Source organism: Pseudomonas sp. AC211 (assembly GCF_979258055.1).
Genome location: NZ_OZ409830.1, coordinates 1,121,024 through 1,141,930, shown reverse-complemented (window position 1 = coordinate 1,141,930; position 20,907 = coordinate 1,121,024). Strand labels below are relative to the sequence as shown.

General features: G+C 58.7%; 18 protein-coding genes, 4 tRNA genes and 3 pseudogenes. 8 read left to right on the top strand and 17 right to left on the bottom strand.

Features of this window, described 5'->3' with window-relative positions:
* Positions 1-17: 17 nt before the first annotated feature.
* From flgE to flgB, 4 genes are read right to left on the bottom strand one after another with little or no spacing between them, the layout of a single operon-like run.
* Positions 18-1,367: a flagellar hook protein FlgE gene (flgE, locus tag ACZZZP_RS05495; RefSeq protein ID WP_463382057.1), complete on the bottom strand. Its 1,350-nt coding sequence runs from the start codon at positions 1,365-1,367 to the stop codon at positions 18-20.
* A 31-nt stretch (positions 1,368-1,398) separates the two neighbouring features.
* Positions 1,399-2,076, bottom strand: coding sequence for a flagellar hook assembly protein FlgD (locus ACZZZP_RS05490; RefSeq protein ID WP_463382056.1), 678 nt, complete (start codon positions 2,074-2,076; stop codon positions 1,399-1,401).
* Between the two features lie 19 nt (positions 2,077-2,095).
* On the bottom strand, positions 2,096-2,548 hold the full coding sequence (flgC, locus tag ACZZZP_RS05485; protein WP_122492543.1) for a flagellar basal body rod protein FlgC: 453 nt from the start codon (positions 2,546-2,548) through the stop codon (positions 2,096-2,098).
* Positions 2,549-2,562: 14 nt separating this feature from the next.
* Positions 2,563-2,970: a flagellar basal body rod protein FlgB gene (gene flgB, locus ACZZZP_RS05480; RefSeq protein ID WP_122492544.1), complete on the bottom strand. Its 408-nt coding sequence runs from the start codon at positions 2,968-2,970 to the stop codon at positions 2,563-2,565.
* Positions 2,971-3,024: 54 nt separating this feature from the next.
* Here flgB and ACZZZP_RS05475 point away from each other — a divergent pair, with 54 nt between their 5' ends.
* Entirely contained in the window at positions 3,025-3,234 is a 210-nt protein-coding gene (locus ACZZZP_RS05475; RefSeq protein WP_463536336.1) for a hypothetical protein, read from the top strand.
* Here ACZZZP_RS05475 and cheR read toward each other — a convergent pair.
* Complete coding sequence (gene cheR, locus ACZZZP_RS05470; protein WP_122492545.1) at positions 3,227-4,054, bottom strand: protein-glutamate O-methyltransferase CheR; 828 nt, start codon at positions 4,052-4,054, stop codon at positions 3,227-3,229. The genes ACZZZP_RS05475 and cheR overlap by 8 nt on opposite strands.
* Before the next feature lie 55 nt (positions 4,055-4,109).
* Positions 4,110-5,037, bottom strand: a pseudogene (locus tag ACZZZP_RS05465) (chemotaxis protein CheV).
* Between the two features lie 83 nt (positions 5,038-5,120).
* Between ACZZZP_RS05465 and flgA the strand changes: the two are divergent.
* The 4 genes and pseudogenes from flgA to ACZZZP_RS05445 all read left to right on the top strand — a co-directional run bounded on the left by flgA (position 5,121) and on the right by ACZZZP_RS05445 (position 7,738).
* Positions 5,121-5,880: pseudogene (flgA, locus tag ACZZZP_RS05460) on the top strand (flagellar basal body P-ring formation chaperone FlgA).
* A gap of 149 nt (positions 5,881-6,029) precedes the next feature.
* The gene (gene flgM, locus ACZZZP_RS05455; RefSeq protein ID WP_122492547.1) at positions 6,030-6,368 is read left to right on the top strand and encodes a flagellar biosynthesis anti-sigma factor FlgM; all 339 of its coding nucleotides are present in this window, start codon (positions 6,030-6,032) and stop codon (positions 6,366-6,368) included.
* Positions 6,369-6,424: 56 nt separating this feature from the next.
* Positions 6,425-6,895 (top strand): flagellar protein FlgN, encoded by a 471-nt coding sequence (locus tag ACZZZP_RS05450; RefSeq protein ID WP_122492548.1) that lies wholly within the window; start codon positions 6,425-6,427, stop codon positions 6,893-6,895.
* 99 nt (positions 6,896-6,994) lie between these two features.
* The gene (locus tag ACZZZP_RS05445) at positions 6,995-7,738 is read left to right on the top strand and encodes a flagellar brake protein (protein WP_463382054.1); all 744 of its coding nucleotides are present in this window, start codon (positions 6,995-6,997) and stop codon (positions 7,736-7,738) included.
* 60 nt (positions 7,739-7,798) lie between these two features.
* On the opposite strand, the gene ACZZZP_RS05440 is transcribed toward ACZZZP_RS05445, so the two are convergent.
* From ACZZZP_RS05440 to ACZZZP_RS05425, 4 genes and pseudogenes are all read right to left on the bottom strand, one after another.
* Positions 7,799-9,106 carry an MFS transporter gene (locus ACZZZP_RS05440; RefSeq protein ID WP_463536335.1) on the bottom strand — a complete coding sequence of 436 codons (1,308 nt, stop codon included), beginning with the start codon at positions 9,104-9,106 and terminating at the stop codon, positions 7,799-7,801.
* Between the two features lie 61 nt (positions 9,107-9,167).
* Positions 9,168-10,410 (bottom strand): annotated as a pseudogene (locus ACZZZP_RS05435) (glutamine synthetase family protein).
* Between the two features lie 246 nt (positions 10,411-10,656).
* Positions 10,657-10,731, bottom strand: a tRNA-Arg gene (locus tag ACZZZP_RS05430).
* A gap of 129 nt (positions 10,732-10,860) precedes the next feature.
* The gene (locus ACZZZP_RS05425) at positions 10,861-14,346 is read right to left on the bottom strand and encodes an indolepyruvate ferredoxin oxidoreductase family protein (protein WP_463382053.1); all 3,486 of its coding nucleotides are present in this window, start codon (positions 14,344-14,346) and stop codon (positions 10,861-10,863) included.
* Between the two features lie 199 nt (positions 14,347-14,545).
* Here ACZZZP_RS05425 and ACZZZP_RS05420 point away from each other — a divergent pair, with 199 nt between their 5' ends.
* A complete protein-coding gene (locus ACZZZP_RS05420) occupies positions 14,546-15,019 on the top strand; it encodes an Lrp/AsnC family transcriptional regulator (RefSeq protein WP_122492553.1) in 474 nt (157 codons plus the stop codon).
* Here ACZZZP_RS05420 and phnN read toward each other — a convergent pair.
* Positions 15,016-15,567 carry a phosphonate metabolism protein/1,5-bisphosphokinase (PRPP-forming) PhnN gene (gene phnN, locus ACZZZP_RS05415; RefSeq protein ID WP_463382052.1) on the bottom strand — a complete coding sequence of 184 codons (552 nt, stop codon included), beginning with the start codon at positions 15,565-15,567 and terminating at the stop codon, positions 15,016-15,018. The genes ACZZZP_RS05420 and phnN overlap by 4 nt on opposite strands.
* Positions 15,568-15,978: 411 nt before the next feature.
* On the opposite strand from phnN, the gene ACZZZP_RS05410 reads away from it, so the two are divergent.
* Positions 15,979-16,311, top strand: a complete 333-nt coding sequence (locus ACZZZP_RS05410) for an Arc family DNA-binding protein (RefSeq protein ID WP_122451789.1) — start codon at positions 15,979-15,981, stop codon at positions 16,309-16,311.
* An 80-nt stretch (positions 16,312-16,391) separates the two neighbouring features.
* On the opposite strand, the gene mgtE is transcribed toward ACZZZP_RS05410, so the two are convergent.
* Entirely contained in the window at positions 16,392-17,834 is a 1,443-nt protein-coding gene (mgtE, locus tag ACZZZP_RS05405; RefSeq protein ID WP_122492555.1) for a magnesium transporter, read from the bottom strand.
* Positions 17,835-18,151: 317 nt separating this feature from the next.
* Between mgtE and ACZZZP_RS05400 the strand changes: the two genes are divergently transcribed.
* A complete protein-coding gene (locus ACZZZP_RS05400) occupies positions 18,152-18,658 on the top strand; it encodes a DUF4124 domain-containing protein (protein ID WP_463382051.1) in 507 nt (168 codons plus the stop codon).
* A gap of 41 nt (positions 18,659-18,699) precedes the next feature.
* Here ACZZZP_RS05400 and ACZZZP_RS05395 read toward each other — a convergent pair.
* The 5 genes from ACZZZP_RS05395 to ACZZZP_RS05375 all read right to left on the bottom strand — a co-directional run bounded on the left by ACZZZP_RS05395 (position 18,700) and on the right by ACZZZP_RS05375 (position 20,823).
* Positions 18,700-18,776 (bottom strand) — tRNA-Arg (locus ACZZZP_RS05395).
* Positions 18,777-18,870: 94 nt separating this feature from the next.
* Positions 18,871-18,947, bottom strand: a tRNA-Arg gene (locus ACZZZP_RS05390).
* 108 nt (positions 18,948-19,055) lie between these two features.
* Positions 19,056-19,146, bottom strand: a tRNA-Ser gene (locus ACZZZP_RS05385).
* A gap of 61 nt (positions 19,147-19,207) precedes the next feature.
* On the bottom strand, positions 19,208-19,393 hold the full coding sequence (csrA, locus tag ACZZZP_RS05380; RefSeq protein WP_003283978.1) for a carbon storage regulator CsrA: 186 nt from the start codon (positions 19,391-19,393) through the stop codon (positions 19,208-19,210).
* A 194-nt stretch (positions 19,394-19,587) separates the two neighbouring features.
* Positions 19,588-20,823, bottom strand: a complete 1,236-nt coding sequence (locus ACZZZP_RS05375; RefSeq protein ID WP_122492557.1) for an aspartate kinase — start codon at positions 20,821-20,823, stop codon at positions 19,588-19,590.
* Positions 20,824-20,907: the final 84 nt, after the last annotated feature.

The window sequence follows — 20,907 nt, the reverse complement described above, 5'->3', positions numbered from 1 at the left end:
CCAGCGGCGAACGCGCCTTAACGCAGGTTGATGATGGTTTGCGTCACGGCGTTTTCGGTTTCGATGGTTTTGGCGTTGGCCTGGTAGTTACGCTGCGCCACGATCAGGTCGACCAGCTCGGTGGAAATGTCGACGTTGGACGACTCCAACGCACCGGCAGTCAACGAGCCCAAGGTGCCGGCACGGGGCGTACCGACCACCGGCTCGCCCGAATCCGCCGACTGCACCCACTGGGTTTTGCCGACCGGGGTCAGACCTTGCACGTTGGCGAAGTTGGCCAGAATCACTTGACCCTGAATCTTCGACTGGCCGTTGGTGTAACGGGCGAACACCTGGCCGGTGTCGTCAATTTCCAGACCCGACAGCTGGCCGGTGGTGTAACCGTCCTGAGTGACCTTGTTCACCGCAAAGGTGCTGGACACTTGCGAAGAACCACGGATATCCAGGGTCACGGTTGGCGAGGCTGCCGCACCGTTGGCCGACCACACCGGCGGCGTGCCGCCGTCAGACTGGGCCGGTACCCAGCCGTTAATGCTGAGTTTGTTGTCGGCGAAAGTCAGGCCTGCCGTGGTGGGCGTCACGGTTGCCAGTTGGCCCGCGCCGTCGAAGGTCAGCGTGGCGCTCAGCGGCGCGGTGCTGGCAGGCGTCGCCGGCGTGGTGGTGGCCGGGGTCTGCGGATTGCGACCGTCGATCAGTACGTTCATGGTCCAGTTGTTGGCCACCGGTGGCGCCGCGCCTGGGTCAGCGTTGTTGATGAAGTACTGGGTCATGACGTGGGCGTTGCCCTGGGCGTCGTAAATGTTCACCGAAGTGGACGAGGTGTAGCTGGTGGGGTCCGAGGGGTCGAACGGCGTGGTGGTCGGCGCCTTGCTCGAGGAGTTCAGGTTGAAGCTCTGAGTGATGGCGGTGGTCGCACGCGGCGCCTGGTTGGCGGTTTGAATGCTCAGGTTGCCGACGATGCCGTTCTGCAGCTGGCCGTTGGCGTCTACCGAGTAGCCCTGCAGGTTGTAGCCGTTGTTGTCGACGATAAAGCCTTCTTTATCGGTACCGAAATAACCGGCACGGGTATAGCTGATCGAACCATTGTTGCTGGTCACGAAAAAGCCGTTGCCGTTGATGCCCATGTCCAGGGCGTTTTCGGTGTAGTCGATGGTGCCTTGGTTAAACAGCTGCGCCACGTTGCCGAGCAACACGCCGCTGCCGATGGCGTTGCTGCTGGAGGCCAGCATCGACGAGGAATACAGGTCCTGGAACTCGGCACGGGACTGTTTAAAGCCCACGGTGCCGGCGTTGGCGATGTTGTTACCAGTGATATTCAGGTCACTGGAGGCGGCTTTGATACCGCTAAGTCCGATATTGAACGACATGGGATGCTCCTGAACGCCGGGTTGCCGGCAGTTATTGACCTATCACTTGAACTTTGGAAATGCCGATGCTGCCGAGCCCTGCGAGGTTGAGCAGCATTTCGCCGCCGTTGATTCCCAGGGTCACGCTGTCGACGTTGGCCGGCAGGCTGGTGCCCATGGCGACCTCTTTGCCGCCCACCGACGCTTTGGCTTCGAAACTGTATTTGCCAGGCGGCAACAGGTTGCCGCTTGAATCTTTGCCATCCCACATAAACGTGACCTGGCCGGTTTTCTGCTGCCCGAGGTTGACCCGCGCCACTTGCGAACCCTTGCTGTCGAGCACGTTGACGAACAGGTTGTCGGTGCCGCTGGTGAGGGCAATCGAGCCTTTGAACGTTTCCTTGGTGTCGACCATGGCGGTGTCGGTGGACAGGATCACTTTGCGGCCCACCAGCGACGATGCTTGCAACGCCTGCGACGACTGGGTGCTGGAGAGGATGCTTTCCACGCTGGTGTTGAGGTTGTCCAGACTCTCAACCTGAGTGAACTGGGCCAACTGCGCCACGAATTCACTGTTGGTTTGCGGGTCCAGCGGGTTCTGGTTGTTCATTTGGGCTACCAGCAATTGCAGGAATTGATCCTTGCCGAGGGTCTTGTCCTGGGTACCAGTGTCCTTGATGGCGTACTGATCAAGGATCGATGACTGGTTGCTTACGCTATCGACGGCCATTTCTTACCCTAAGTCCGGCTTACTGACCCAGGGTCAGCACCTTGGTCATCATTTGTTTGGCGGTATTCATCATTTCGGTATTGGTCTGGAACGCGCGGCTGGCGGAGATCATGTCGGCCATCTCTTCCACCACGTTGACGTTGGGGTAATAGACGTAGCCGTCCTTATCCGCCGCCGGGTGATTGGGTTCGTAGCGCGGTGTCAGGCTGCTCTGGTCTTCCACCACACCCATGACCTGCACGCCACGACCCGAGTTGTCCTGGTCGGCGAACAGCGAACCACGGTCGCCGTTTTGCTGCGCTTGCTGGTCGGTAAACACGGTGGCAAACACCGGATGACGAGCGCGGTAGGTTTTGTCGACGCTGGAGGACACAGTCTCGGCGTTGGCAATGTTGCTGGAGATGGTGTTCAGGCGGGTGGTCTGAGCACTCATGCCGGTACCGGCGATATTGAACACACTGGAAAGGGACATGGCAGTGGTCTCCGTTATTCGCCGCGAATCGCAGCAACAAGGCCTTTGAATTTGGCGTTCAGCAGGGTGAAGCTGGCTTGGAATTGCACAGCGTTTTCTGCGTAATTGGATTGCTCGATTTGCTCGTCGACCGTGTTTTGGTCAATCGAGGGCTGCGTCGGCACGCGGAATTTCAGGCCCGGGTCGGCAATGGCCATGCCTTCAGCGGCGATGTGGCCGGTGTTGGTGGTGGCCAGGGAAACCGGCGAGCGCTGGCTCTTTTCAGCCTGGGCGGCGAGCACCGAGGCGAAGTCTAGGTCGCGGGCTTTGAAGTTGGGGGTGTCTGCGTTGGCCAGGTTGTTGGCCAACACTTCGGCGCGTTGAGCGCGAAAGCCCAATGCCTTTTCGTGAATGCCGAGTGCTGAGTCGAAGCTGATGCTCATGTCTGCGAACCTTTGCCAATGGGCCAACAGGTTTTCTGTGCAAGACATATAGCAATGCTTGTGCCAACTAATTTATTGCTTATAAATCAGTATATTGGCGATATGGCGAGTCGATTTCCCGGCGAAACCGGCAAAGCTTTTTCCGCTGCCCGGCAATGGCAACGGCGGGGACGTGATAGAAATTTGCCGCTCAAGGGCAAACGCATGGCGATAAAAAAGGAGGCACGTGGCCTCCCTTTTTGGCATCGCTACGACGTTATTTAACCTTGTAGATGATGCCGGGACTGCACTGCACCATCTGATAGTGATCCGGCAGGCCGTTAAGCGCTTCGGATGCACCGAGGAACAAATAGCCGCCCGGCTTCAAGGTGGCGTGAATGCGCAGCAGGATGTCTTTCTTCACTTCGGCCGAGAAGTAGATCAACACGTTGCGGCAGAACACGATGTCGAACTTGCCGAGGCTGGCGTAGCTGTCGAGCAGGTTCAGTGCACGAAATTCAACGCGGGTACGAATGGCGGGTTTGATGGCAAAACGGCCGTTGCCTTTGGGATCGAAGTAACGCTGCAAACGTTCTTGCGAGAGTCCCCGGCCAATCGCCAGGCTGTCGTACTCCCCCGATTTACAGGCTTGCAGCATGGCGCTGGAGAGATCGGTGGCAACGATTTGCACGCCGCCTTTGAGCTGGCCCAGGTTGCTGCGCTCAAACTCATCGGTAGCCATCGACAACGAATACGGTTCCTGCCCCGAGGAAGACGCCGCCGACCAGATGCGCAAACGCGCGCTGGGGTTGGCTTTGAGCAGCTCGGGATAGACGCGATTCTTTAATACTTCGAAGGGATAGGTGTCGCGAAACCACAAGGTTTCGTTAGTGGTCATGGCATCGACCACCTGCTCGCGCAGCCCGCCGCGCGGCGTGCTTTGCATGCGTTGCACCAGTTCACCGAGGGATTTGATGCTGTTCTGTTCCATCAGCTTGTTGAGCCGGCTGGAGACCAGGTACTGCTTGTTGGCCCCCAACACGATGCCACAGGCCTTTTCCAGGAAAATCCGGAACTGCTCAAAATCCACGTTACCTGAAGACACTAGCGCTGCCTCACCATACCTGTAGGTTTGCTAAAGGGCCGTGCGGCCCTCAGCTTCAATCTGAAACGTTAATGCGTTCAATCACGCGGTTGGCCAAGTCGTCTGGCCGGAATTTGGCGAGGAAATCGTCGGCCCCCACCTTCTTCACCATAGCTTGGTTGAATACGCCCGACAGGGAAGTATGCAGGAGGATGTGCAGCTTCTGCATGCGCGAGTCCGCACGAATCTCCGCTGTCAGCGTGTAGCCATCCATCTCCGGCATTTCGATATCGGAAATCAACATGATGAATTCATCTTCCGGACGCTTGCCCTCGTCTGCCAACTTGCGCAGAAATTCCAGGGCCTGACGGCCATCGTTAAGCGCTGTCACTTCAACGCCCACCGACTGCAGACAACGGGTGACCTGCTTTCGTGCCACTGACGAGTCGTCAACGATCAGCACGTGCTTGGTCACCGCCTTGCCTTGAGTCTCGACGTCGATCACCCCAGCGGTGATGGCTTCGGAAATAGGCGCCACCTCGGCGAGGATTTTCTCCACGTCGATAATTTCCACCAGTTGCTGGTCCAGGTGGGTCACTGCCGTGAGGTAGTGATCGCGCCCGGTGCCCTTGGGTGGCGGATGGATTTCTTCCCAGTTCATGTTGACGATGCGTTCAACCGAGCGCACCAGAAAGCCCTGAACCTTGGTGTTGTATTCGGTGATGATGACGAAGCTGCTGTCCAGATCCGCCAGGCCCGCACGGCCGGTGGCCATGGACAGGTCAAGAATGGGAATGGTACCGCCGCGAATATTGGCCACCCCGCGAACCACCGGGCTGGATTTGGGCATGATCGTGAGCTTGGGGCACTGCAGCACCTCCTTCACTTTGAACACGTTGATGCCGTACAACTGTTTGCTGTCCAGGCGGAATAACAACAGCTCCAGTCGGTTTTGCCCCCACCAACTGCGTACGCTGGTTAACCGAGTCCATCACTCCGGCCATACCCTGCCCCTCATTAATATGTTGACCACCGTGCCCCCGCTTTCAGCCTAGCAGCCGGCACGGGCTTTGCTTTGTAGCTGAGCATGAAACTGAAAACGCCACTTTCTCGACGCTTCTCTTTCCGGCCACTGCGGACAGCCGGATCATGGCTGGCTTTGCTGGCGTTAGGCCATGTTAACAGTGCGGCCGCTGAGCTGACATTACCTGAACAACTTATCGGCGCAAGCCAAGGCTTTCTTGAGGTCACGGTTCAGGACTATTTAGAGCGTAGCGAAATCCAGGCGCGGCAAGAGATTCAAATTAATCGACTCGACCCGCGGTTGCAGCTGCCGTTATGCGACGAAGACTTGAGCGCGTCACTCGAAAGCCCGGCGCAGCCCGTTGGTCGGGTGACGGTGCGGATCCGCTGCGAGGGCTCCACGCCTTGGACAGTTTTCGTGCCCGCCCAGGTCAAGCTGTACCGCAAGGTGGTCATCGCGATTCGGCCATTAAAGCGCGGCGTGCAACTCAGCGAGGCCGACGTTGCGCTGGTGGAGCGGGATGTGGCGCCTGCTGACGCAGGGTTACATGACCGATATGGGCCAGGTGCTGGGCACCACCCTGACGCGCGGGGTGATGACCGATCAAGTGCTGGCGCCGGTGACCATCGAGCAAGCCAAGGCAGTGAGCAAAAGCGACCAAGTAGTGATCAGCGCGAAAAAGGGCGGCATCAATGTGCGCATGCAAGGTGAAGCGCTATCGGACGGCGTGCTGGGCGAGCAAATTCGTGTGCGTAACCTCAGTTCCAAACGGGTGGTGAAAGCGCGAGTGGTGGGGCCAGGCCAAGTGGAAGTTGGCATGTAGCTGGATTTTTCCGGGCAATTTGCTGTCCGTTTTCATACACTGGCGCCCAGCTGGACGCAGCCAAAAGTCGGTGAAAAAAAATCCTAAAGTTTCTTCAACCAGCGCCGACAAGCTAGGCAAGCGTCCAAACACCGTAGAGGTTTTGCATCATGGTTATCGATATCAACCGGCTAAATAATGCCGCCGCGTCCACCAGCACTGGGCGTACCAACGCGTCCCAAACTGGCCGGAGCACTGATACCGCGAGCGCCACGCAACCCGTCGCGCCAGCTAACGCTGCCGAACAAAGCACCGCTAAAACCGGTGAGTCGGTTCAGCTCAGCCAACAAGCTCAGCAGCTGCAAAAAGTTACCGACAAACTTAGTGATCAACCGATTGTCGACAAAGAACGTGTGGCTCGCCTGAAACAGGCTGTGGCCGACGGCAGCTACCAAGTCGACAGCAAACGCGTAGCCAGTAAACTGCTCGATTTCGAATCCCAGCGTTAACCCGTCAGCGGGCGACTCTGGGGGTGTTGTTGGACGCCTAACTCCGAGAGTTCGCCATGCACGATACGACCCTGCTGCACCTGTTCAACGAAGACATCGGCACCGCCTCGCAGTTACTTGAGCTGATCGACGCCGAATTCCAAGCCCTCACCGACCGCGACCTGCCTCGTCTGGAAAGCATTCTGGCCGACAAGCAACCCCTGCTCGCGGTGCTCGGCCAACACGGCGCCGAACGCAACAAGCTCCTCACCTCCCTCTCACTCCAAGCCGACCAAAGCGGCCTTAACGCCGTGGCCGAACAGTCGCCTGTGGGCGCCGAATTGCTGGCACGTGGGGCCGAGCTCAGTGCGCTGCTGGAACGCTGCCAGGCTGCCAACACGCGCAACGGCCGCTTGATTCGAGTGAACCAGGCCTCGGTCGGCGGCATGCTCGGCATTCTGCGCGGTAATGCCGACACGCCAGGGCTCTATGACAGTCGCGGTGGTGCCGCTAGAATCGGCCAGCAGCGCCCGCTCAGTCAGGCCTGAAACTAATAACAAGGGGCAAGGGACGTACCGGCAGAATGCCAGTATGCTAGAACCCAACCTGGGTCGTGCCACCGTATTTTGCTCGGAGAATTCTGGACCGTGTCCAACCCCTTCGCCGCGGGTGATGGCCCGCAACCACCGAAAGTCCTGAAAGCTCCGCTGGAAGTTTTCGCGGCGCTGCGCCAATTAGAAGAACACCGCGACCCGCTGATCATCACCTTCGACGAGCGCTCGCAGCGCTTCCAGACGTTCATCATTCAGATCAACCGTGAACGCGGCCTCGTGGCGCTGGACGAAATGGTGCCCAACGATGGCGAACGTTTTCTCAAAGCCGGAGAAAGCTTTCGCATCGAAGGTTTCCACGACGGCGTGCGCATCGCTTGGGAATACACCCAACAGATTCAAGTCGGGCAGCTCGAAGGCTCCAACTGCTATTGGTGCCCGATGCCGACCGAGGTGCTCTATCACCAACGTCGCAACGCCTACCGCGCCCCGCTCAAGCAAGCGCAAGCGGTGAAGATCGAATTGAGCGGCGAGCGCCTGAAAAGCCCCATCAAAGGTCATCTGCTCGACATCTCTGCCACCGGCTGCAAGCTGCGCTTTTCCGGCGACGCCAGCAAAGGCCTGCAGTCTGGCCAGGTGTACGAACGCCTGGTTGCGCAGCTGCCCTTCGGCGCGATGACCACGGCGGTGGAGCTGCGCCATCTCGTGTACGACGAAAAGCTCGACATGACCTTTGCCGGCATGCGCTTCCATCGAATGAACGGCTTGGAGCAGCGTCAGATCGACCGTTTCGTGTACCAACTGCAACGCGAAGCCCGTCGCGACGACATGGACGACTAAACCCGCGCTCAAATAAAAACGCCACCCGATGAGGTGGCGTTTTTGTTGGTGCGGCGAACGTCAGGTCGACTTGGTGTCCGCCGGGTGATCCACATCTGGCGGCGTCTGGGTTTGCATCTGGTCGTGAACGATCTGCTCGTCAACGCGAGGGTCTAGAGCGGCCACCAGGGGCGAGCTGGTCATGTTGTCCGGCATGGACATGTGATGCAGTGGCGCATCGTCGACCTGATGCAGGTTGGTGACCGCATCCGGGCGAATGCGCAGCACCAGTACCGCGGCGCAGAAGCACACGAAGGCGAACAGCATGTTCGGCCCGAATTGCCGCATCAGCCCGCCCGCCACCAACGGCCCAACGCAAGCGCCAATGCCGAAGGTCACCAGCAAAATCGCCGTCAGCGACACCCGCCGCTCTGCCTCGACATGGTCATTGGAAAACGCCACCGCCAGCGGATACAAACTGAACTGCAGCAGGCTCAAGGCGAAGCCAATCGGCAACAACAGCTCCAGCGGCACACTGGGCATGACCGCCAACGGCAACGCCGCCAGCACCAGCAACAAGGCGCAACCGCGAATCAGCACGGCGCGGTTGTGGCGGTCCGACAGCCACCCCAGCGGCCACTGCACCACCAGTGCGGCAAACACGCAGCAGCCCATAAACAAACCGACCTGTTCGTTGCTCAGCCCTTGCCGCGCGGCGTACAGGGGCGCCAAGCCGTAGAACGAACCGATGATCAGCCCGGACACCAATGTGGTTTGCAACGATTGCGGCACGCGGTCGATAAAAAAGCGCGGCTCCAGCGGCGCCGGACGCATCGGCGCTGGGTGAATCTTGCGCGTAATAGCCACCGGCACCAGGCACAGCGAGAAACACAACGCCACCAGAATCAACAGCTCCAGCCCCAGCGCCGGGTGAACGATCAACACCAGTTGGCCGAGCACCAGGCCCAGGTACGAAGCGATCATGTAGCCGGAAAACACCAACCCGCGCTGACTGGCTTCGGCCTGCTCGTTGAGCCAGCTTTCGATGACCATGTATTGACACATCATGCCGACGCCGACGATGGCCCGCAGCACCGTCCAGGCCGGCAACCAATCGAGCAGACCATGGCCCAACACCGCCGCCGTCACGATGCCGGCGCATGACACATACGCGCGAATATGGCCGACGCGGGCGATAAGCCGGTGGCCGATTTTGCCGCCGAGCACCAGGCCGAAGTAATACGCCGCCATCAAGGCGCCGACCCACAGCGAGTCGACTTTATCGGCGGCCAGGCGCAGGCCCAGGTAGGTGCTCAACAAACCCGAGCCAATCAGCATCAGCAGGCTGGCGAAGTAAAGCGCTCGAAAAGACTTCCAGATTCGACGCATCGGCTTTCCGAACGGCTCCTTGAAATAGAGGCCGGACCCCAGTGGTCCGGCACGGTGACGCTTACGCTTGGGCCGCCAACACGCGGCGCTCCCACGGCGTTATTTCATCGTAGAAGCTGGTGAGCTCCAACGTCTTGGTAGCAATGTAGCCGTCAATGAACTCGTTGCCGAATAGCTCGCGCGCCAGCGTGCTGCGCTGCAAGCGGTCTATCGCAGCCTGCATCGTAGACGGCAGCCGCAAGGCATCGGGCACCTCGAATTCGCCTTGAATCGCCTCGCTCGGTTGCAGTTCCCGCTCCATGCCATATAAGCCCGCCGCCAAGCTTGCCGCCAAGGCCAGATACGGATTGGCATCAGCGCCCGGCAGACGATTTTCGACCCGCCGTGCCACCGGCGAACTGGCCGGAATACGCAAGCCGGCAGCGCGGTTGTCGTGCGACCAGCAGGCGTTGTTCGGCGATGCATACGGATGAAACAAGCGCTGGTAGGAATTCACGTTCGGCGCAAACAGCAAGGTGAAATCGGCCATTGCCGCTTGTTGGCCTGCGATGAAGTGGAAGAACGCGGGCGTCGCTTCGCCCTGCTCGTCGCTGAAAATATTCCGGCCACTGCCCTGCTCTACCACGCTCTGATGGATATGCATCGAACTGCCCGGCGTATGGGCCAGCGGCTTGGCCATGCACACCACGATCACGCCGTGCTTGAGTGCCACTTCCTTCAACAGATGTTTGAACAGGAAGGTTTGGTCGGCCAGCAGCAGCGGATCGCCGTGCAGCAAATTGATCTCGAACTGGCTGACGCCCATCTCGTGCATAAACGTGTCGCGCGGCAAACCCAGGGCCGCCATGCAGCGATACACCTCGTTGAAAAACGGCCGCAAGCCGTTGTTCGACGACACGCCAAAAGCCGAGCAGCCATCCTCACGACGACCATCCAACCCAAGCGGCGGCTGAAATGCTTGCTGCGGATCGGCATTGGCCGCAAACACGAAAAATTCGAGTTCTGTGGCGACCACCGGCGAAAGCCCCCGCGCCGCGTAATTGCGCAGCACACGCTTGAGCAGCCCGCGCGTGGAAAGGCCGGAGCTGCTGCCGTCGAGTTCATCAGCGTCACAAATGGCCAACGCGCGGGGCACGTCGCTCCAGGGCAGACGGTGAATTTGCGTAGGGTCGGCGTTTAGCGCCAGGTCGCCGTCGTCGCCACCGTAAAACGGCGCGGGCGGATAGCCGCCCATGATGCATTGCAGCAACACCCCCTCGCGCCAGTTGCAGCCGGCGCCCCTCCAGGAAGCCAGCGGCGGTCATCACTTTTCCGCGCGGCACGCCGTTGAGGTCAGGGGTTACGCATTCAATTTCGTCGATGCCGGCCAAGTGCGCGGCCAGTGAACTGGGGCCATCAGTACTCATAACGTCTTGTCCTTATTAGAGCCATCACGCATGGGAGCGCGGGCGCGTACAAAATACGCATCGGCTGTTCAGGATTTCAAGCAGCGAGCACAGATAAACCGCCGCAGCGGTGAGCCGGACAGGAAGGGAAACGGGAAAAAGAGATGGTGTCCCCTGCTGGAGTCGAACCAGCATCTAGCCCTTAGGAGGGGCTTATTCTATCCATTGAACTAAGGAGACAAATCGAGCCAGCCGGCACGTGCTGCCGACCGGCCGGCATGTTAACGGCGGGCTGCGTTTTTGTCATGTGTTTGCCGGGCGCAAAAACGCCGCTGCGTGCGTCCTGCACGGCAGCGGCGTAAGCGGCTATCAGGCTGCTGCCACGTAAAGCGGCGGCGACTGGCTGCCCTCGTCTCGCAACGAACGGCGCAGCTCTTCTGCCTGACGCGTCACCGCCAGCAGCGCCTGATCCTTAACGTGCCCATAACCGCGAACGCGTTCCGGGACCCGCGCCAGCGCCAAGGCGCTATGGCGTTTTGCTTCGTTGATTCGCTCAAGAATCAGCGCAACATCGGCTTCGTAGTGGCCGATCAGCTCGCGCTCCGTGCGCCGTTCGTGGCTGTAGGCAAACGGATCGAACCGCGTGCCGCGCAGGAATTTGAAGCGCGCCAATACGGCAAAGGCCTGCAACATCCAGGGCCCGAAACTACGTTTACGCAGCTCACCGGTTCGCGCATCGCGCTTGCTTAGCCACGACGGCGCCAGGTGGAACTGCAAGCGGTAATCGCCTTCGAACTGCGCTGCCAATTGGCGAGTGAAGTCGCCATTGCTGTACAGGCGCGCGACTTCGTATTCGTCCTTGTAAGCCAGCAGTTTGAAATAGTTGAAGGCAACCGCCTCAGTCAGCGCCAGCGGCTGGCCGGGGAACAGGCGAGATTCAGTGGCGCGCACGTGACTCAGCAATGCCAGGTAGCGATCGGCATAGGCGTCGTCCTGATACGCGCGCAGGTTCGCCGCGTTTCGCTCGATACGCTGCTCCAAGGTCAGTTCTTTTTCAGCCAACTGCGCCGCGGCATCGGGCTTGGCCAGCGCCTTGACGGCGTCCGGCGAGTGCGCCGCGCGCCGGCCCCACAAAAATGCCTGTTGATTCAGCGCCACGGCGACCGCATTGAGTTCGATGGCCTGGTTGATCGCTTCTGCGCTAACCGGCACCAGCCCCAGTTGATAGGCGTAACCCAACATAAAGAGGTTGGTGGCGATGCTGTCGCCGAGCAAGCCGGTGGCCAATTCAGTGGCTTCGACAAAATGGGTTTTGCTGCCGCCCACCGCCTCGATGATCGCCTGCTGCATAGCCGCGCCGGGGAATTCAGCGTTGGGGTTACGGGTGAATTCGGCGGTCGCTGCTTCATGGCTATTCACCACGGCGTGGGCAATTTGCTCGTTCAGCTTGGCCAACGCTTCTTCACTGGCGGCTACCACCAAGTCGCAGCCCAGCAGCAGGTCGGTTTCGCCGGCAGCGATGCGCACGGCATAGATGTCGTCTTGCTTCTCGGCAATGCGGATGTGGGTAATCACCGGCCCAAACTTTTGCGCCAAACCGGCTTGATCGAGCACGCTGCAACCTTTGCCTTCCAGATGCGCAGCCATGCCCAGCAAGGCGCCGACCGTCGTGACGCCGCTGCCGCCAACGCCCGGCAATAGGATGTTGTAAGGGCGCTCCAAGGTCGGCTGAACCGGCTCGGGCACGGCGGCGAACTCTGCGCCGTGGCCGAGCGCTTCGGGCTTACGCAAGCGGCCGCCATGCACGGTGACAAAGCTCGGGCAGAAGCCATCGACACATGTGAAGTCCTTGTTGCAGGAATTCTGGTCGATCTCGCGTTTACGCCCTTGCGCGGTTTCCAGCGGCAGCACCGACAAGCAGTTCGACTTCACGCTGCAATCACCACAGCCTTCACACACCGCCGGGTTGATAAAGGCGCGCTTGGCCGGATCAACCAACTTGCCGCGTTTGCGCCGCCGACGTTTTTCGGTCGCGCAGGTTTGGTCATAGATGATCACCGACGTGCCTTTGAACTCGCGCAGCTCCCGCTGCACGGCGTCCAACTCGCGACGATGATGAAAGGTGACGATGGGCGCGAAGGTGGCGCGGGTGGGGTATTTGTCTGGCTCATCGGACACCAGCGCAATGCGTTTAACGCCTTCGGAGAACAGTTGCTGGCTGAGCTGATCGACGCGCAATTCACCGTCAATAGGCTGGCCTCCGGTCATGGCGACCGCGTCGTTGTAGAGAATTTTGTAGGTGATATTCACGCCGGCGGCGACCGCTGCCCGCACCGCCAGTTGGCCGGAGTGGAAGTAAGTGCCGTCGCCCAGATTCTGGAAAATATGCGGCGTGTCGGTGAACGGCGCCTGGCCGATCCATGTCGCGCCTTCGCCGCCCATCTGCGTGAAAGTATCGGTGTTGCGGTCCATCCACTGCGTCATGTAATGACAGCCGATGCCGCCTTGGGCGCGACTGCCGTCCGGCACTTTCGTCGAGGTGTTGTGCGGGCAGCCAGAACAGAAATGTGGGGTGCGAACAGTTTTGTGCTTTGGCGCGGCCAGGGCTTTTTCCTTGGCGGCCAGAAAAGCTAGGCGTGACTCGATTTGCTCGCTGGAGTATATCGGCGCCAGGCGTTTGGCAATTGCGCGGGCGATCATGGCGGGCGTCAGCTCGCTGAGGTTCGGCAACAGGGAAACGCCCTGCTCGTCAAACTCCCCCACCACGCGGGGGCGTTTGTCGACCGGCCAGTTGTAGAGCTGCCCGGTGAGCTGGTCCTCGATGATGCTGCGCTTCTCTTCGACCACCAGAATCTCGTCTAAGCCCTGCGCGAACTCATGCACCGACACGGGCTCGAGCGGCCAGCTCATGCCGACTTTAAGCACCCGCAGGCCGACTTGCGCGCAGAGTTCGTCGTCCAAACCGAGGTCGACTAATGCCTGGCGTACATCGAGGTACGACTTGCCGGTGGTGATGATGCCGAGGCGCGGATTGGGGGAGTCGAGCTTCACCTGGTTGAGGTTGTTGGCCAGCGCAAATGCGCGGGCGGCGTAAATTTTGTAGGTGTTGAGGCGCTTTTCCTGAACCAGGGGCGGGTCCGGCCAGCGGATGTGCACACCGTCTTCGGGCAACTGGAAGTCGGTGGGTAACTGGACTTGAACACGCAGCGGGTCGACATCAACAACGGCCGAGGAATCGACATTCTCGGCGATGGTTTTCAGCGCCACCCAACAGCCGCTGTAGCGCGAGAGTTCCCAGCCGAGGATGCCGTAATCGAGAATTTCCTGAACATTGGCGGGGTTGAGCACCGGAATCGACGCTGCGATAAAGGCGTGCTCGCTCTGGTTGGCGATACTCGATGATTTGCAGCCATGGTCGTCGCCGGCCAGCAATAGCACCCCGCCATGAGCCGAGACGCCGGCGGAGTTGCCGTGTTTGAACACATCGCCGCAACGGTCGACGCCCGGCCCTTTGCCGTACCACATGGCGAACACACCGTCGTAACGCGCGCCGGGAAACAAGGACGTTTGCTGACTGCCCCATACGGCCGTAGCCGCGAGCTCTTCGTTAACGCCGGGCTGAAAGTGGATGTGGTTGTCTTGCAGAAAGGTTTTGGCTTCCCACAGGCTTTTATCAAGATTGCCTAATGGCGAGCCGCGGTAACCGGAAATAAAGCAGGCCGTGTTGAGGCCATGGGCGCTGTCGCGCTGTTTTTGCAGCATCGGCAGGCGGGTGAGTGCCTGGGTGCCGGTGAGGTAGAGATGACCGGTTGCGAGTCGGTACTTGTCATCCAGGCGGATCTCGGCCAGAGACATAGCGGGCGCTCCTGTTATTTTTATGGCGACCTGGGCGGCTACGGTAAAGCCGCCCTACTTTGGCTAACGGCAGGATTTCTGCCGAGGCACATGGCTAAGAATATGACCGGACGGTTCCGATTTTTTCTTTCTATTTTCGGGCCGCCGCGCCACTCTTGCGCATGAGTTATCCAAGAAAAACAACAAAAGAGACTGACTTATGCAAAGCGCGCTAAGCCCTATCGATAGGAAGATTCTGCGCTTGCTGCAGCACAACGCCGATTTGTCTGCAGCCGAGATCGCTGAAAAGGTTGAGCTATCCCAGTCGCCCTGTTGGCGGCGGATTCACCGCATGCAGGAAGAGGGTTTGATCGAGCGCAAGGTGGCTCTGCTGAATCCGACGCTGCTGGGCTTCTCCATCACCGTCTTCGTCAACATCAAACTGTCTGCCCACGGGCGCAACAACCTCACGGAGTTTGAGCAGGCGATCGTGGGTTATCCGCAAGTGCTGGAGTGTTTCACCATGGCTGGCGGCTCCGATTACTTGCTTAAGGTGGTGGCCAAAGACATCGCCAGCTACGAGCGTTTTCTACGCGACCAGTTGTTGCAGCGCCCGCATGTATTGGAAGCCCACTCGAACATCGCCATGAGCGAAGTGAAGCGCACCACCGAGCTGCCGCTGGACCTGGTTTAACTGCGCGGGGTGGCGATTAGGCGCAACAACGCGGACACGGTGGTCGCTAGGGCGCCGGAGTTGTCGAGCATTTCCAGCCCATCAGCTTCTGCGGCGGGCTGAATGTGGGCGCTGCGGGCCAGGCGGGCATCTATTTCAGCGAGTGTTTCACGACCGCGAGCCAGGAGGCGTTGGCGCAGAATCGCCGGCTCGACTGTCAGTAGCACAGCGAGAAGGTTGGGATAGCGGCGGCGAGCTTCAGGCAAGTAAGCGCGCGAGCCGTTGACGACCACGTTGTCGCCGTTCGCCAACCATGTGTCGATGTGGGCTGGAATGCCATAGGCGAGCCCGTTTGCGCGCCAACTCATGGCAAAGGCACCTTCGGTTTCCAATTGTTCGAATCGTTCTGGCGTAACGGCTTCGGCGTCTTCGCCTACCGCTTCGGCTGAACGGGTGATAACCCGTCGCACCAGGCGGCAACCATGCGCCTCAAGCTCGCCAGCAGCGGCCTGCAACAGGCTGTCTTTGCCAGAACCTGACGGCCCCATCAGGTAAACCAACGCGCCCATCTACATCACCTCACTACAAATGCCTAGCGCTAATGCCGCACTGAGTCGACGGAGCCGCAATCTTGCCCGATCACGTCTCAGACTGGGCAAGCAAATCGTGAAACTCCTCACCAATGCCGACAAGTTGTATGACGACAAGGCAAACATGGGCTTAAATGCACAGTACTTCCGTGCCAGAAATGCCCACTTTGACAAATGGCGCGCATTTTCGACAGTTGGTGCTGGCACAAAGCCGCTAGTGAGTTCAAACTGCGACACAGATTTGGCGTCAAATAACTGATGCAGCGACTCATGGGTCAACAGGGGATAATTGCCCTCCCGTTGAACGGCTAGTGCTAATGATGGTCAAACCGGTGACAATCATGCAGCCAAGTGCCAGCATCGCTTCCCTGAACTAACCGGTTTAAATGTATGCGCCCTATGAAACAGGCTATTTATTCCAGCCGTACGGCTGACAAGTTCGTCGTTCGCTTACCCGATGGCATGCGTGAGCGCATCGCGGATGTAGCGCGTAATCATCACCGCAGCATGAACTCCGAGATCATCGCTCGCCTGGAACAGAGCATGCTCCAGGAAGGCTCGCTGGACGAAGACCTGAGCATGCGCTTGGATAGACCGGAACTTTCTCTGCATGAGCGTGAGCTGCTGCAACGGTTTCGCCAACTGTCCCGTCGTCAGCAAAATGCCCTGGTCGCTTTGATCGCTCACGATGCCGAGATGAACGCTGAAGCAGAAGAAGCCTAAGTCGGCCGGACAGCTTCACGTAACAAGCCTCCATAAAAAAACCGCCAATGGCGGTTTTTTTATGTCTGCGATTTGAGGGCTTACAAGAGAAACAACGTAGCGAGCCCCAGGAAGATAAAGAAGCCACCGCTGTCGGTAACGGCAGTAATCATGACGCTGGAGCCTAGCGCCGGATCGCGCCCCATGCGCGTCAGTGTCATGGGAATGAGCACACCCATTAGCGCGGCTAGCAGCAGGTTGAGCGTCATGGCCGCCGTCATCACAATGCCTAGCGACCAACTGCCGTACAACATGTAGGCAACCACCCCGATCACGCCCCCCCACACCACGCCGTTAAACAGCGAAACCGCCAGCTCCTTGCGCATCAAGCGCGACGTGTTGCCAGTGCTCACTTGGTCCAACGCCATCGCGCGAACAATCATGGTGATGGTCTGGTTGCCCGAGTTGCCGCCTATGCCGGCCACAATCGGCATCAGCGCCGCCAACGCCACCAGTTTCTCGATGGACCCTTCAAACAACCCGATCACGCGAGATGCGATAAACGCGGTGATTAGATTGATCGCCAGCCAAGCCCAACGGTTGCGCAGCGATTTCCACACCGAGGCAAAGATGTCTTCTTCCTCACGCAGACCCGCCATGTTCAAGACTTCGGTTTCGCTTTCTTCGCGAATCAAGTCGACCATTTCGTCGATGGTCAGACGGCCGATGAGCTTGCCGTTCTTATCCACAACGGGCGCAGAGATAAGGTCGTAACGCTCAAACGCTTGCGCGGCGTCGTAGGCATCTTCGTCCGGGTGGAAGCTCACCGGATCATCGGCCATGACTTCGGCAACCTGCTTGTCCGGATCATTCACCAGCAATCGCTTGATCGGCAGCACACCCTTGAGCACACCGTCGTAGTCAACCACGAACAGCTTGTCGGTATGGCCAGGCAATTCTTTCAGGCGGCGCAGATAACGCAGCACCACTTCCAGGCTGACATCTTCGCGGATGGTGACCATCTCGAAGTCCATTAACGCGCCGACCTGGTCTTCCTCGTACGACAACGCCGATCGCACGCGTTCGCGTTGCTGGGCGTCAAGGGTTTCCATCAGCTCGTGCACAACGTCGCGCGGAAGCTCCGGCGCGAGGTCGGCCAGCTCGTCGGCGTCCATGTCTTTGGCGGCCGCGAGAATCTCGTGATCGTCCATGTCGGCGATCAGCGTTTCACGAACGGAGTCGGACACTTCGAGAAGAATGTCGCCGTCGCGCTCGGCTTTGACCAACTGCCAGACGGTCAGACGGTCATCGAGCGGCAGCGCTTCGAGAATATGGGCAACGTCGGCGGAGTGCAGGTCGTCGAGCTTGCGTTGCAACTCGGCGAGGTTTTGCCGGTGAACCAGGCTCTCTACGCGCTCCTGATTCTGGCCTTCCTGACGGTGGGTCAGGTCTTCAACAAGCCGGTGCCGATGCAGCAGTTCAACGACTTGGGCAAGTCGGTCCTGCAGGCTTTCTTGCGGCTTTTTTGCTTCTACTTCTGTCATAGCACACTCCACCCCCAGCGGCAGAGCGCGCCAAAGGGATCAATCAGTCAATTCTTGATTGGTAAAGCGAGGTATTGAGCTACTACTGGGTAAGTCCATGATGGCAATCCATAAGCCTCGGCGAGGCTGACCGGCAAATGATACCACTGCGCCTTGTCTTTGCACGCGACAAAAATCTAGGCAAGAACAAGTGCTTGCGCCACAAAGCTAGGTTTCTTCTGAATCCTGTGTACGACGCATTGCAAGCGCCATGGGGCACTACAGACCGACGAATATTTACGCGTTAGGGTGGCAACTTCTGTCACGGAGGACACCCCATGCATCTCATGCTTGCACTTACGCTTGCACTTCTTCTTTGCCCCGCCACTACTTCCTATGGCGCTACGGTTCACCGCTGCCAAGACGAAAAAGGCCACGTCACCTTCACCCAACTTGGTTGCTCGGCCGAGCATGGGCTGGCGAGTGAAATGCTCAACATGCCGAGCACTGAGTCTGAAAACGCAGGGGCTGCCCAACCCACAAAAAAGGTGAGCAAGGCTGCGAGTGAAAAGCCGCCACGCGCGAACCGGCAGAGCTCTGCTGTCGCGGGCACCGGTGCGCGGCAAGACGGTTGCGGCAATCTGCTTACGCCAGCGGCGCGGCGTAAGGCGATGATCAACAAGGAAGCACGTCCAGGCATGACCCAGGCGGATGTAGAGAGCATGCTGGGCAAGCCCGACAGCATCAGCAGTCAAAACGGCAAGGCGCGCTTCAACTACGTCGACAAACACAGTGGCCGCAAGCGCAACATCAGTTTTGATGTCGATGGTTGCGTAAAATCCTAGACAATAAAAAAGGGCCTGCATGTCTGCAGGCCCTTCAAATATGGTGCACTCAGGAGGATTCGAACCTCCGACCGCTCGGTTCGTAGCCGAGTACTCTATCCAGCTGAGCTATGAGTGCAAAGTACAACTTTCAACAACATTCAGAGACTCTCGAGTTACATCTCTGACTTTAAATAACCGACTTGCTTTAACAACAAATCAGGCTGCTTAAATGGTGCACTCAGGAGGATTCGAACCTCCGACCGCTCGGTTCGTAGCCGAGTACTCTATCCAGCTGAGCTATGAGTGCATTTTGCGGAACAAATTATAAAGCTTCGAAATCGATTTTCAATCAATTTTTCCAGTAATTTCAACGACTTAACGCTAAACACCAGAACATCAATTTCGTTGAAATTAATGGCGGAGAAGGGGGGATTCGAACCCCCGACACCCTTTTGAGGTGTACTCCCTTAGCAGGGGAGCGCCTTCGGCCACTCGGCCACCTCTCCGCAACACGGGGCGCATGATATCCATGTTTTCCCCGTTTGCAAAGCCAAAAATTGATAAAAATTAGTGGCTTGGTTCTTGGTCCTTCTCTTTCTGGATGCGCTGGTAAATTTCTTCCCGGTGCACGGCAACTTCCTTTGGCGCATTGACGCCGATTCGCACCTGGTTACCTTTAACGCCCAACACGGTGACAGTGACATCATCACCTACCATCAGGGTCTCTCCGACCCGGCGAGTCAGAATCAGCATTCCCTTTCTCCTTACGGATTACAGTTCAGGACAACTAGACAGTCTGCAAAATTAAAATGGCGACGGCAGCGGTGCATATCAACCACCCCGCTGCCGTCACCCAAGTATTGACTAGTGTAGGCAGAAAGAAAGTTCCACCTACCCCGCCAAAAAGACAAAAGGCGCGGAATCAACCGCGCCTTTCGAATAAACGCTTATTCGCCTTGTCGCGCCGGCGCGTCGAGCTCGAACGCGGTGTGCAATGCACGTACCGCCAGTTCCAGGTATTTCTCTTCGATGACCACCGACACCTTGATTTCAGACGTCGAGATCATCTGGATGTTGATGCTCTCCTTGGCCAGTGCCTCGAACATACGGCTGGCGACACCCGCATGAGAGCGCATACCAACGCCAACGATCGAAACCTTGGCAATCTTCAAGTCACCGCTGACTTCACGCGCATTGATCTCACGCGCCGTCTGCTCCAGCACTTGTTGGGCATTCTGGTAGTCGTTGCGGTGCACGGTGAAGGTGAAATCGGTGGTGTTATCGTGCGCGACGTTCTGCACGATCATGTCCACCTCAATGTTCGCGGCGCTGATCGGGCCAAGAATTTTGAAGGCAACACCTGGGATATCCGGCACGCCACGGATGGTCAGCTTGGCTTCGTCGCGGTTGAAGGCGATGCCGGAGATGATCGGCTGTTCCATGGATTCCTCTTCATCAATAGTAATAAGGGTGCCCGGCCCCTCTTGGAAGCTGTGCAGCACGCGCAGCGGGACGTTGTACTTGCCAGCAAACTCCACCGAGCGGATCTGCAACACCTTGGAACCCAAGCTGGCCATTTCCAGCATTTCTTCAAAGGTGATCTTGTCCAGACGACGCGCTTGCGGCACGACACGCGGGTCGGTGGTGTAGACGCCATCGACATCGGTGTAAATCTGACACTCATCGGCTTTCAAGGCTGCAGCCAATGCGACACCCGTGGTATCCGAGCCGCCGCGACCGAGCGTGGTGATATTGCCCTGCTCGTCTACGCCCTGAAAACCAGCCACTACCACCACGCGCCCGGCCTTGAGATCGGCGCGAATTTTCTGATCGTCAATTTGCAAAATGCGCGCTTTGTTATGAGCGCTGTCGGTCAGAATGCGCACTTGGTTACCGGTGTACGACACCGCCGGCACACCGCGTTTAATCAGGGCCATGGCCAACAGGGCGATGGTGACCTGCTCACCGGTAGACACCATAACGTCCAGCTCACGGGGAACCGGTTGGTCGCTAATCTGCTTGGCCAAGTCGATCAGGCGGTTGGTTTCACCGCTCATGGCCGACAGCACGATCACCAGGTCTGTCCCGGCTTCGTGGAATTTCTTGACCTTCTCGGCTACCTGCTCGATACGCTCGACGGTGCCGACGGAGGTGCCCCCAAACTTCTGTACGATCAAAGCCATTTGCAGCTGCCTCAGCCCCTCATTAATCAGTCGCCTCACCCCAATGCCTGTGCCTGCCGGGCAGCAGGCGGCATTGTCGGGCGA

Excerpts from the sequence above, each read along its gene's own strand:
- flgE (WP_463382057.1), bottom strand. The coding sequence starts at position 1,367 with ATGTCGTTCAATATCGGACTTAGCGGTATCAAAGCCGCCTCCAGTGAC.
- ACZZZP_RS05490 (WP_463382056.1), bottom strand. The coding sequence starts at position 2,076 with ATGGCCGTCGATAGCGTAAGCAACCAGTCATCGATCCTTGATCAGTAC.
- flgC (WP_122492543.1), bottom strand. The coding sequence starts at position 2,548 with ATGTCCCTTTCCAGTGTGTTCAATATCGCCGGTACCGGCATGAGTGCT.
- flgB (WP_122492544.1), bottom strand. The coding sequence starts at position 2,970 with ATGAGCATCAGCTTCGACTCAGCACTCGGCATTCACGAAAAGGCATTG.
- ACZZZP_RS05475 (WP_463536336.1), top strand. The coding sequence starts at position 3,025 with ATGCTTGTGCCAACTAATTTATTGCTTATAAATCAGTATATTGGCGAT.
- flgM (WP_122492547.1), top strand. The coding sequence starts at position 6,030 with ATGGTTATCGATATCAACCGGCTAAATAATGCCGCCGCGTCCACCAGC.
- ACZZZP_RS05450 (WP_122492548.1), top strand. The coding sequence starts at position 6,425 with ATGCACGATACGACCCTGCTGCACCTGTTCAACGAAGACATCGGCACC.
- ACZZZP_RS05440 (WP_463536335.1), bottom strand. The coding sequence starts at position 9,106 with ATGCGTCGAATCTGGAAGTCTTTTCGAGCGCTTTACTTCGCCAGCCTG.
- ACZZZP_RS05425 (WP_463382053.1), bottom strand. The coding sequence starts at position 14,346 with ATGTCTCTGGCCGAGATCCGCCTGGATGACAAGTACCGACTCGCAACC.
- ACZZZP_RS05420 (WP_122492553.1), top strand. The coding sequence starts at position 14,546 with ATGCAAAGCGCGCTAAGCCCTATCGATAGGAAGATTCTGCGCTTGCTG.
- phnN (WP_463382052.1), bottom strand. The coding sequence starts at position 15,567 with ATGGGCGCGTTGGTTTACCTGATGGGGCCGTCAGGTTCTGGCAAAGAC.
- ACZZZP_RS05410 (WP_122451789.1), top strand. The coding sequence starts at position 15,979 with ATGCGCCCTATGAAACAGGCTATTTATTCCAGCCGTACGGCTGACAAG.
- mgtE (WP_122492555.1), bottom strand. The coding sequence starts at position 17,834 with ATGACAGAAGTAGAAGCAAAAAAGCCGCAAGAAAGCCTGCAGGACCGA.
- ACZZZP_RS05400 (WP_463382051.1), top strand. The coding sequence starts at position 18,152 with ATGCATCTCATGCTTGCACTTACGCTTGCACTTCTTCTTTGCCCCGCC.
- csrA (WP_003283978.1), bottom strand. The coding sequence starts at position 19,393 with ATGCTGATTCTGACTCGCCGGGTCGGAGAGACCCTGATGGTAGGTGAT.
- ACZZZP_RS05375 (WP_122492557.1), bottom strand. The coding sequence starts at position 20,823 with ATGGCTTTGATCGTACAGAAGTTTGGGGGCACCTCCGTCGGCACCGTC.